The organism is Modestobacter excelsi (assembly GCF_005930495.1).
GTDB lineage: Bacteria > Actinomycetota > Actinomycetes > Mycobacteriales > Geodermatophilaceae > Modestobacter > Modestobacter excelsi.
The window spans coordinates 25,840-36,059 of the sequence record NZ_SJEX01000052.1; the positions used below are offsets into that span (position 1 = coordinate 25,840).

Consider the following 10,220-nt stretch of genomic DNA (forward strand, 5'->3'; position numbering starts at 1 on the left):
CGTGCTGGGTGGTGCGCCCCGCCGCTTCGAGGCGAGTCGAACCCTACGCCCGACTCCGCTCGTCATGATCTCGCCGCGGCCTCCCCCGTGGCGTGGCGGAGGGTGACCTGGTCCGGTGGCGCGGGGCGCGGGGCGCGTTCAGCGTGGCAGGCCGGGCACCTCCGGACGGAGCACCGGCGTGAGCCCGGTGAGGTCCAGCATCCGGCGGGCGGGCCCACCCGCCGGGAGCAGGACGTCCAGGTCGCCTCGGGCCCGGTCGTGTTCGGCGACCTCGAGGAGCAGCCCGGCGCCGACGCTGGTGACGAAGCCGAGCCGGGTGAGGTCGACGGTGACCGGCCGGGGGTCGGCCAGCTCGGCCAGGACCCCGTCACGGACCGCGGCGGTCCCGGCCAGGTCCAGGTCCCCGACCAGCGCCAGGCAGCGGCCACCGGGCAGGTCGGTGACCTCCAGCACGGCCGGCTGCTCGTCGGCGCGCGCCACCACGGCGGACCGGTGGCGGAGCCGCGCCGTTCGAGGGGAGGCGGCGGCAGCGAGGACGAACCGCAGGACGGTCCCGTCGTCCCCCGGAGCGAGGTCGACGTCGCGGGCGAGGGCGGAGATGATCTGCAGTCCGCGGCCGCGGAACCCCGGGTCGGCCGGTGGCGGTCGCCAGGTACCGGTGTCGGTGACCGAGGCGGCCACGTCGCCGCCCTCCAGACGCAGCTCGACGACGACCCGCGCGGCGACGTCCGCATCCCGGTAGGCGTGCTCGACGGCATTGCCGGTCGCCTCGGCGATCATGAGCAGGAGGTCCTCGATCACGTCGGCGGGCAGGCCCGCCGCGGAGGCCCAGCGCCGCACCGCCCGCCGCACCTCCGCGAGCCGGACCGGCTCCGCGGGCAGGTCCAGCCGCAGTGGCGCAGGCAGCAGCCGGACGGCGACGACCGCGACGTCGTCGTCGCCGCCGGTCCCGTCCACGAGCTCGCCGAGCACACCGTCGACGAGGACCGGCAGCGGTTCGGAGCGCCGGGCGGTCACCGCGGCGACCAGCCGCTCGAGCCCGTCGTCGAGGGTCTCCCCGCGCCGCTCCACCAGCCCGTCGGTGTACAGCACCAGCGTCGCGCCCGGTGGCAGGGTCAGCGCCGCCTCCGGGCGTGGTCCGGTGGACGCCAGCCCCAGCGCCGGGCCCAGCCCGCCGTCGAGGTAGCCGTCCCGCCCGGTGCCCTCACCGCCGTCGACCAGCAGCTGCGGCGGGTGCCCGGCGGAGCTGTAGGTGAGGCGGCCTGCCGCCGGGTCCAGCCGCAGGCAGGCGACGGTGCTCAACCGGGCACGGCGACGTGGCCGGCGAAGCGGTCCAGCACGTCCAGTGCCCGCGCGGGCGGCAGCCCGGCGAGCAGCAGTCCGGCCAGCGCGCTCCGCAGCTGGCCCATCGCCGCGGCTGCGGGGGCGCCGTTGCCGACGACGTCCCCCACGACGACCGCGACGGCACCGCCGGCGACCGGCAGGACGTCGTACCAGTCCCCACCGGCGGACGTGCCCTGCACGGCGGGCACGTAGCGGGCGGTGACCGCGAGCCGGTCCACGTCGGGGATCTCCCCGGGCAGCAGGCTGCGCTGCAGGACCTCGGCCATCTCCCGGCGCACGTCGGCCAGCGCGGCACGCTCGAAGGCCACCGCGACCTGGTCGGCGACGGTGTGCAGGAACGCCCGCTCGTCGTGGTCGAAGGGCCGCGCCGTCCTGAAGGTCACGGCGAGCGCACCGACGAGCCGGTCGCCGACGAGCAGCGGGAGGGCCGCGACGGCCTGCGTCTGGTCGGACATGCTGCCCACCACGGCCGGGTAGCGCTCGGCCACGGTCGCCCGGTCGGGCAGCCACACCGGCCGGCGGGTCAGCGCGGCGTCGGGCAGCGGCACCGCGGGCGTCAGCCGCATCGTGGTGAAGCTGTCCCAGCGCCCGGCCGGGGCGCCCACGACGTCGATGGTGTGCAGCTGCCCGTCCTCGGCCAGGGTGCGCACGGCGACCAGGGCGGCGCCGAGCACGTCGCGGAGCCCGGTGGTGACGGCGGCCGCCGCCTCGGCCACCGTGCCGGCTGCCGACAGGGCCACGGTGATCTCGTGCAGCTGCCGCCGCCGGGCGGCCAACCGTTCGGCGGCCACCATCGTCGCGAGGCGCTGACCCAGGTCGACGCCCAGCGCGACGTCGGCCTCGTCGTACCGGTCCGGCACCTCAGCGGTGAGGGTGAGGAGCCCGACCACGGCGCCGCCGGTGGTCAGCGGCGCGGCCAGCACGCTGGCGCCACCGATCGCGGTGAGGGCGGCGAACCCGGCCTCGTCGGTCGTCGCGGCCCGGGTCAGCCGCTCGACCACCTCCGGGACGGCGAACGCGCGCCCGGCCCGCAGCTGGGCGTCGAGCTCGTCGGGCACCCGGACCGGTCCCACCGCCCTGAGCCGGTCCGCAAGGCCGGTCGGGGCGACGGCCACCGGCCGGTACCGCTCGTCGTCGCCGCGCAGCCACACCGCTGCCCAGTCACCCTGGCCGGGCACCAGCAGGCCGGTGATCGCGGCCAGCCGCTCCTCGACGCTGCCCGGACCGGCGAGCACACGGCCGGCCGCAGCCAGCAGCGCCGCGGCCAGCTCCCGCCGCTTGGCGTCGGTGACGTCGACGAGGACGGAGTGCAGTGCGGTCGCCGTCCCGGCCTCGTCACGGACGACGTGCGCCAGGTGCTGCAACCACACCCACCGCCCGTCGGCCGCCCGGACCCGGTAGGTGAGGGACAGGTCCTCGCCGTCGGCGATCGTCGCGCGCACGGCGGCGAGCACCGCATCGGCGTCGTCCGGGTGCAGGATCTCCTGCCACAGGCCCGTCTCGTCCAGCCACTGCCGGACGGGGTAGCCCAGCACCTCCTCGACCCGGTCGTTGATGAACCGGAAGCGCCACGTCTGCGGGTCGCGCTCCCAGACGATCGCGTTGAGCCCGGCGACCATCGCCCGCATCTGGGCCGCGCTCGCCTCGGCGTCGCGACGGGCCGACCGCGCAGCGTCGACGTCTCGCTCGGTCGGGGGATCCGAACCGGCGGTTCGTCGTGGCGGTCCGCCGCCGCTCGGCCGTGCTCCGGGATCGCGCTGTGCCACCACCGCTGGGCCCCTCGCCTGACGACCCGCGATCGGCACCGGAACTGCGCCGGCCGACGCGGGGACCTTCCGCGAGCCTGGTGGGCGCGCGATCGGCGCGCCTAGACTGCGGTTGCGGTCAGCAGTGGTCGTCCTGACGGGCCGCCGCGCGTCGCCCGACTGGGCGCCGCGCCGTGGCGGGGTCCTCGTGCGTGGCACCACGACCTTCCCCCGGGCCCAGCGGTCGAACCACGGACCGCTGGGTCGCCGGTCGGGCGGCTGGTCCTCGCCGTCGCGGCCGGGTACGCCGCCGGCTCACTCTCGTCGTTCCTGCTCTTCGAGTCCTCGAGTCCTCGAGCACCGGCGCCGGTGGCCGTGGGTCCTGGCCACCGCCGCCTTCGCCGAGGGAGCTGACCGGCGGTCAGCGGCTGCTCGACGAGCACCAGCCCCGTGCAGCAGCGCCCCGGCGGTGGCGCCGGAGCGCTGCTGCAGCAAGGTCCGTGCTCCTACCGGAAGGCCACCGGCAGGTCCTGCATCACAGCGGCATCACAGTCGAAGGGAGCCGGCTGGACCTCGGCGATGACGGCCACGGTGACACCGCAGACGTTGGCAGCCACACCGATCGGGATCTGGACGTTGACGTCCTCGATGTTCACGTTGACCAGCCCGCCGGTGAAGATCGGCTGGGCGCTCGCAGGTACGGCCAGTGCGACACCTCCGATGCCGAGTGCGACGACGCTGGCGAGGGTTGCGGCGGTTCGGCGGATCTGCATGACGTGTCTCCTTCGTGAGGCCCGCGAGGGGCTGTACCCATGACACGCCCCGGCGGCCGCGGCATGATGTGGGTCACATCAGGAGCCCCGCGGCCGCCGCCTCAGCGACGGGCCGCGAGCACCGGCGCCTCGTCAGCGGGTGTCCGGGGGACGGGGACTACCGGGGCCGGCCGGCTGTCCGCCGGTGCGTCGACCGGTGCCGGCCGGCCGAAGAACCACCCCTGCCCGAGGTCGACGCCCAGCTCGCCGAGGACGACGGCCTCGGCGGAGGTCTCGACGCCCTCCGCGACGACGGTGGCCCCGCCGCCGTGGCCGAACTCGACCAGGGAGCTCACGAGCCGGGTGAGCACGGGATCGGTGTCGACCCCGGAGACGATGCTGCGGTCCATCTTGAGGACGTCCGGCGCGGTCACGACGATGTGCCGCAAGGAGGAGAACCCGGCGCCGACGTCGTCGATGGCCAGCCGCATCCCGCGGGCACGGAACGGGGCCAGCGCCCCGGCCAGCGCGGCGTAGTCCTCCACCGGGTCGTGCTCGGACAGCTCGAGCAGCACGCGCTCCAGCGGCAGCTGCTCCATGAGCGCGGCGAACTCGGGGAGCAGCAGCGTGGCGGGTGAGATGTTCATGGCCACGTAGCCCTCGACCGCGGTCAGGTGCTCGGCGGCCCGGCTCAGGGCGGTCAGCTCCAGCTCGTGCCCCAGCCCGACGCTGTGCGCCTCGGCGAAGCACACGTCCGGCGCCTTGTCCCACGCTGCCGGGAACCGGCTCAGCGCCTCGGACCCCACGCGGAGCCCGGTGGCCAGGTCCACGATGGGCTGCAGGACGACGACCGGGCCGCCGCCGGCGAGGACCGGCTCCAGCCGCCCGAGCAGCTCGCGCCGGCGCTCCTGCTCCCGCACGCCGGGCTCGATGATCACCGCGGCGGCCGACGCCAGGACGGTCATCAGCGACTTGTCGCGCTTGGTGAGCCCCTTGTCCGTCGTGAGGCCGGCGGCGCAGAAGGTGCCGTAGAGCTCGCCGTCGCTGAGGACGACGGGGACGGACACGTAGCTGCGGATCCTCGGCAGCCGGGCGGCGGGCAGCGCCATCGCCCTCGGGTGCTGCCGGACGTCGGGGATGACCGCAGGCAGGTCGCCGTCCAGGATGGCCTGGCAGAACGTCGTCTCCTGGCGCTGCTGGTTGCCCTCCGGGAACAGGAACGGCACGGAGGACTCCACGACCTCCAGGTGCTGCGTCGTGCCGTCCAGCCGGCTCAGGAAGGCCACGGACAGCTGCAGCGACTCCTTCGCCGTCCGCAGCAGCTCGGCGACCTGCTGGTCGGCGTCCGATCGTCGTCTCTTCACGTGCGCTCCCTCGTCCTCGGTCCGCACGACATCGGCCGATCCCGGTCGGTGCTGGAGCGCCTCATCCGAAGGGGTCAGGGCAGGGACGCCGGTCGACGCCGGTCGACGTGCCGGTGAGGACGCTCTGCGCACCGGCGCATGACGGGGACCCGGCGCAGCGGCCACCGGCGCACCGCCTGGCCAGGACCACGTGCCGGCGGGAGGGAGCACTGCCGGGCGTCGTCATCCCCGGCGTCCTGCGGGGTCTTCAGGGGTGCACGACGAGACCAGCCGTCACCGCCGCCCGGAGCACCCGGCCTGCGATGACGGAGGGCGGTCCCTGACCCCGACCGCCCCTCGGATGCCACGTGCCCCTTGACCTCTTCGGGGGCACGTGGCGCCGGGCACTCCCCGGTCAACCGTCCGCGCGGAAGCCCCGCTGCACCATGTCGTAGCTCGACAGCACCTCCAGCAGGAAGTCCGAGGCGGCCGCGGCGACCGCGGGGACCTCGTCCGCGGGGGTGTCACGCAGGACGTCGATCAGCACCACGTGGTGCACCCGCACCAGCTCGAGCAGACCGAGCCCCGCCTCCAGCCCGGTCCGCCCGATCTCGTAGCCGGCGTTCAGGGCCGCTTCCTCGTGCCGGGCCAGGTAACGGAGGAACGCCGCCCGGTAGTTGCGCCGGACGCCGTCGTCGCTCACCGCCGAGCGGCCGGAGAGCCGGCCATCCGGTCGCCCAGCAGCGCCAGGCCCTCCTCCAGGTCGAGTGCGGTCTCCAGCACCCCGGTGCGCAGCCCCAGCCGGACCATCGCGATGGCGACGTCCGGCTGGATTCCCACGATGACGGTCGCCGCGCCGCGCAAGCGGGCCATCTCGCCGATGTCGCGCAGCGTGCTGGTGGCGAAGGAGTCGAGGACGTCGAGGGCGGCGACGTCGATGACGACCCCGCGGGCCCGGTCCCGGCCGATCGTGGCGATCAGGTCCTCCTGGAAACGGAGCAACTGGGAGTCGTCGAGCGCGGTGTGGATCGACGCGATCAGGCACGTCCCCTGCCGCAGGATGGAGAAGAGCCGGGGCCCCACCGTCATGGTCCGGCCGCCTCACTGTCCCGGGTCACGGTGTAGCCCAGCAACCGCTCCGCCTCCTCGAGACCGCCCTGCAGGTCACCGATGGTGTCCATCCGGCTCAGGTCCACCCCGATCATGACCAGCGTCTGGGCGATCTCCGGTGAGAGCCCGGTGATGATCACGCTCGCGCCCATCAGCCGGGACGCGTCCACCGTCTGCACCAGGTGGTTGGCCACGGCCTCGTCGACGTCCGGCACCCCGGTGATGTCGATGACGACGACCCTCGCCCGGTGCGCCCGGATCCCGGTGAGCAGCTGCTCGGTGAGCTGCCGGGCCCGCTCCCGGTCGAGCACGCCGATGATCGGCAGGATGAGCAGTCGCTCGCGGACCCGGAGGACCGGTGTCGACAGCTCCCGGATGGAGTCCTGCTGCTGCCGGATGACTCGTTCCCGCTCGTCGACGAAGCTGCCCGCCACGGTGTTGGCGATGCGGTTGGCGGCCGGCTCGTAGGCGTCGAGCACCCGGTTGAGCAGCGGCAGGTCGCGCTGGTACTTCTCGAACAGGGACCGGGCGAGCACGTCCCGCAGCAGCAGGACGATGCCCACGACCTCGTCGGTCTCGACCCCACGAGGGATGATCCGCTCGGACAGGTCGCGCGCGTAGTGCTGGAGCGCCCCGACGCTGCCGGTCTCCAGCACCTCGACGTAGTTGTCGTACACCGACGTCGTCTCCGCGGCCACCTCCTGACTGGTCATGGCCTGGAGCAGGTGGGCCTGGTCGATCCGGCCGACCCACTCCTGGCGCAGCCGGTTGCGGTGCTCGCGCAGGTGCGCGACGAGCTGGGGCAGGAGGATCTCGTCATCCGGTGCTGCACCTGCGGCCACCTCGCCCGTGTCCTGGTCGTCCTCGGTGCTCATGCGTCCTCCCGCCACTTGGTCATCGTCACGGTGGTCCCCCGCCCCGGCTCGGACGCCACGGCGAACTCGTCCATCAGCCGCCGCGCCCCGGGCAGCCCGAGCCCCAGGCCGCGGTAGGTGCTGTAGCCGTCACGCAGCGCCTCCTGGACGTCGGGGATGCCGGGTCCGGAGTCCCGCGCGATGATCCGGATCCCACGGCGCGGGGAGTCCAGCAGCTCCACCAGCACCTCGCCGGCGTCGGCGAAGCGCACGATGTTGCGCACCACCTCCGAGACCGCTGTGGCGATCCCGGTGAGGTCGGTGGGTGAGAAGCCCAGCCGGGTGGCCAGATCGCGCGCTGCCTGGCGGGCCGCCACCACGTCGGCGTCGGCGTGGACGGCGACGCGCACCTCGTCGTCCCGGCTGCGACCACGCCCCATCAGGGGCTCGCTGAGCCGGGCACAGACCTCGCACTCCAGCAGGTGCCGGGCCGCGTCGACCTCACGCTGCCGCCGCCGGTCGCCGCTGGAGAGGGCCAGCAGCACCGGGCGGCACCGCGGGGTGGGCGGCTCGACCCGGTCGGCGGCCAGCAGGTACTCGACGCGCAACCGGGCCCGGGTGCGGTTGAGCTGGGCGGCCACCGCACCGGCCGTGGAACCCAGCTCGGCGGCGAGCGAGTGGGTGTCCTGCCCGGAGACCTCGTGCGCCAGGAGCGTGCTGCGCTCGCGCTCGGACAGCCGGGTCAGTGCCTCGGCCATCGCCGCCCGGTCCTCCTCGGCCAGGACGTCCTCGTCCGGCAGCTGTGGCGGTCGCAGGTCCACGACCCGGTGCTGGTGCCTCCGCTGCCGGTCCTGGTCCCGCCACATCGTGGCCACCACGTTCCGCGCGGTGACGATCGCGTACGGCTCGACCATGCCCGGCTCGATCCGCTCGACGGCCGCGAGCACCCGGGCCAGCGTCTCCTGCACCAGGTCGTCGGCGGTCGCCCGGTCGGGCACGCGCGCCGCGACGATGCGCCGGACGATCGGGATCAGCGCCGCGACGTCCAGGGGTCTGCGGCGTTCAGGAGGAGGACCAGCAGGTGCCGGGGCCGGCATGCCGGGCAGGCTACCGCCGTCCCGGCTGTCCGCACCTCCGCCGGCGACCCGCGGGACGCTCCTCAACGGGCTCCCGCAGGGCTGCGGTCGCTCACCCGGCGACGTGCCGCTCCGGAGCCCACACCCCGGCTCGGAGCTGGGCCGCCGTCTCCCGGCGCTGCGCGGCGCGCTCCCGCAGGACGTCGGCGTGCACCGCATCGGCCGTGCGGGTCGCCCGCCGGTCCAGGACGGCCGCCGTCTCCAGGAGCACTGCGATCCGGCGGAGGTGGTCCCACTGCACACCGCCACCCGCGGCTCCGCTTCCTCCCGGTCGGCCTGCGGGGTCGGGCCGGCCACCAGCGTCCCTGACCACGTCGTCGTCGCTCACGGTCGCCACCTCTCATCGGTCAGGCCGATCGCCTGCACCGGTGACGACGCCCCCGGACCGGCCGCATGACGCGGGAACGGGGACCCGGTCGCCCGGCTCAGGCGGCGTCGTCCCGCGGCAGCTCGAGGTGGAGGTCGAGCATCGCCTCGTTGGTGTGCAGGCTGAGCAGCCAGGGCCCGGCGACCTCCCCCACCGGCACGCCCGCCTGCTCCGCGACGGTGCGCAGCTGCGCGGCCACCAGCCGCCGGGCTGCCTGGTAGACCTGGGCGCCGGAGACGGCGACCTCGAGCTCGTCCAGCCACAGCCGGCCGTCCGGCAGCACCCGGACGTCGGGTCCGGCACCCCAGCCGAGGTCGGCGGCCGCGCTGCCGACCAGCGAGATCGCGGCCCGCAGCTCCATGACCTGGCGACGCCGGCGTTCCCCGTCGGCCGAGCGCCCCGGCGCGCCCGGGCCTCCCCCGGTGCTGCTGCCCTCGTGTGCCTCGATCCCCATCGGGTCCTCCTCCGCGCCGTGCCCAGGTCGTCCGTGCGGCACAGCGTGGCGGCCCGGCGGCGGCAGCAGGCGGACGTCCCGGGGCGGGTGTGCTGACGGTGCGCTGCCGGGACGAGTGGGACGAACCGTCGCGCGCCCGACCCAGCGGCGTCCGGTCAGCGCACCAGCACCTCCAGCAGCTGCCCGGCGACCCGGTCCCGGTCAGGACCGGCTGGTCAGCTCCCGTGCCGTGTCCGGGTTGCCGGAGCCCGTCCGCTGCGCCGGGATGAACGGCCGGGTCCTGCTGGGTGCGTCGACCGCGACGCGCGCGGCCTGCGTGGGCACCGGGTCGGGCCGCAGCCAGACCGGCTCGTACCCCGTCCGGCGCTGGAAGTAGCGGGTGCCGGCACTGGTCAGGAGCATCGACCCGCGCACGGTCAGCATGGTGACGTCCCGGGCCATGAGCTCGGAGACGACGGAGGTGTGCAGCGGGTACCGCAGGGTCTGGCCGTCGGGCACGGTCTGCAGCGTGCGCAACCCGGCCCAGCTGCCGTCGACGACGACCTCGCACACGGCCACCGGGTCCCCCGCGGCGTCGTGGCTGACGGCGAAGAGCAGCGACACCCCGGGCAGCGCCCGCGGTCCGGTCAGCAGCGCCAGCGGGCCACCCCGCCGCTGACCGATGTGCTCCGCGCTCCGCTCCACCTCCGCCAGGGACAGATCGGTCGTGGAGGTCACCCCGTCGGCCGCGGCGCGGTTGAGGTTGGTGCGCAGCGCCTGCCGAGGTCGTCCGCGCAGGTAATCGGCACGCGACGCGGGCAGCCGCAGGAGCCCCACCGGGACCCGGTCGACCGGCAGCCGGCGACCGGCACCGAACCAGCCGCGCAGCTCCTCCCCCGCCGGCGTGGCCGAGAAGGGAGCGGTCTCCCGCGGCAGCGACCGCAGCAGGGCGAGCAACGCGGCCGGTCCTCCCCGGGACGCCGCGGCGCGCCAGGCGGACGCCCGGTCCGGTGCGTGGCGGACCGCGGCCAGGTAGCCGGCCGCGGTCTCGATCGCGGGGTCGCAGGCCCAGTCCGACGACGGTCGGGACGGCGCAGCAGCGGGTGACATGGACGTCCTCTGGGGCTGGCAGGGCG

General features: G+C 75.2%; 11 protein-coding genes. All 11 read right to left on the minus strand.

What is annotated here, in order from left to right; all coding sequences use genetic code 11:
* Positions 1-138: 138 nt before the first annotated feature.
* Complete coding sequence (locus tag FHL80_RS26775) at positions 139-1,302, minus strand: SpoIIE family protein phosphatase (protein ID WP_138734468.1); 1,164 nt, start codon at positions 1,300-1,302, stop codon at positions 139-141.
* Entirely contained in the window at positions 1,299-2,972 is a 1,674-nt protein-coding gene (locus FHL80_RS16510; protein ID WP_138734469.1) for a GAF domain-containing protein, read from the minus strand. The genes FHL80_RS26775 and FHL80_RS16510 overlap by 4 nt, the downstream gene beginning before the upstream one ends.
* 623 nt (positions 2,973-3,595) lie before the next feature.
* A complete protein-coding gene (locus tag FHL80_RS16515; protein ID WP_138734470.1) occupies positions 3,596-3,862 on the minus strand; it encodes a hypothetical protein in 267 nt (88 codons plus the stop codon).
* Positions 3,863-3,963: 101 nt separating this feature from the next.
* The gene (locus FHL80_RS16520; RefSeq protein ID WP_138734471.1) at positions 3,964-5,205 is read right to left on the minus strand and encodes an EAL domain-containing protein; all 1,242 of its coding nucleotides are present in this window, start codon (positions 5,203-5,205) and stop codon (positions 3,964-3,966) included.
* Between the two features lie 394 nt (positions 5,206-5,599).
* Positions 5,600-5,887, minus strand: a complete 288-nt coding sequence (locus tag FHL80_RS16525; RefSeq protein ID WP_138734472.1) for a phosphatase RsbU N-terminal domain-containing protein — start codon at positions 5,885-5,887, stop codon at positions 5,600-5,602.
* The gene (locus FHL80_RS16530; RefSeq protein ID WP_138734473.1) at positions 5,884-6,273 is read right to left on the minus strand and encodes an STAS domain-containing protein; all 390 of its coding nucleotides are present in this window, start codon (positions 6,271-6,273) and stop codon (positions 5,884-5,886) included. The genes FHL80_RS16525 and FHL80_RS16530 overlap by 4 nt, the downstream gene beginning before the upstream one ends.
* Positions 6,270-7,169: an STAS domain-containing protein gene (locus FHL80_RS16535; protein ID WP_138734474.1), complete on the minus strand. Its 900-nt coding sequence runs from the start codon at positions 7,167-7,169 to the stop codon at positions 6,270-6,272. The genes FHL80_RS16530 and FHL80_RS16535 overlap by 4 nt, the downstream gene beginning before the upstream one ends.
* Positions 7,166-8,245, minus strand: coding sequence for a sigma-70 family RNA polymerase sigma factor (locus FHL80_RS16540; protein ID WP_138734475.1), 1,080 nt, complete (start codon positions 8,243-8,245; stop codon positions 7,166-7,168). Before FHL80_RS16540 ends, FHL80_RS16535 begins: the two co-directional genes overlap by 4 nt.
* A gap of 91 nt (positions 8,246-8,336) precedes the next feature.
* Complete coding sequence (locus FHL80_RS16545) at positions 8,337-8,612, minus strand: hypothetical protein (RefSeq protein WP_138734476.1); 276 nt, start codon at positions 8,610-8,612, stop codon at positions 8,337-8,339.
* A 97-nt stretch (positions 8,613-8,709) separates the two neighbouring features.
* A complete protein-coding gene (locus FHL80_RS16550; protein WP_246078732.1) occupies positions 8,710-9,105 on the minus strand; it encodes a hypothetical protein in 396 nt (131 codons plus the stop codon).
* A gap of 201 nt (positions 9,106-9,306) precedes the next feature.
* A partial coding sequence (locus FHL80_RS16555; RefSeq protein WP_216870802.1) for a hypothetical protein occupies positions 9,307-10,220 on the minus strand: 914 nt, incomplete at its 5' end.

Coding starts and splice junctions, on each gene's coding strand:
- FHL80_RS16530 (WP_138734473.1), bottom strand. CDS start 6,273: ATGACGGTGGGGCCCCGGCTCTTCTCCATCCTGCGGCAGGGGACGTGC.
- FHL80_RS16510 (WP_138734469.1), bottom strand. CDS start 2,972: ATGCGGGCGATGGTCGCCGGGCTCAACGCGATCGTCTGGGAGCGCGAC.
- FHL80_RS16550 (WP_246078732.1), bottom strand. CDS start 9,105: ATGGGGATCGAGGCACACGAGGGCAGCAGCACCGGGGGAGGCCCGGGC.
- FHL80_RS16540 (WP_138734475.1), bottom strand. CDS start 8,245: ATGCCGGCCCCGGCACCTGCTGGTCCTCCTCCTGAACGCCGCAGACCC.
- FHL80_RS16515 (WP_138734470.1), bottom strand. CDS start 3,862: ATGCAGATCCGCCGAACCGCCGCAACCCTCGCCAGCGTCGTCGCACTC.
- FHL80_RS16535 (WP_138734474.1), bottom strand. CDS start 7,169: ATGAGCACCGAGGACGACCAGGACACGGGCGAGGTGGCCGCAGGTGCA.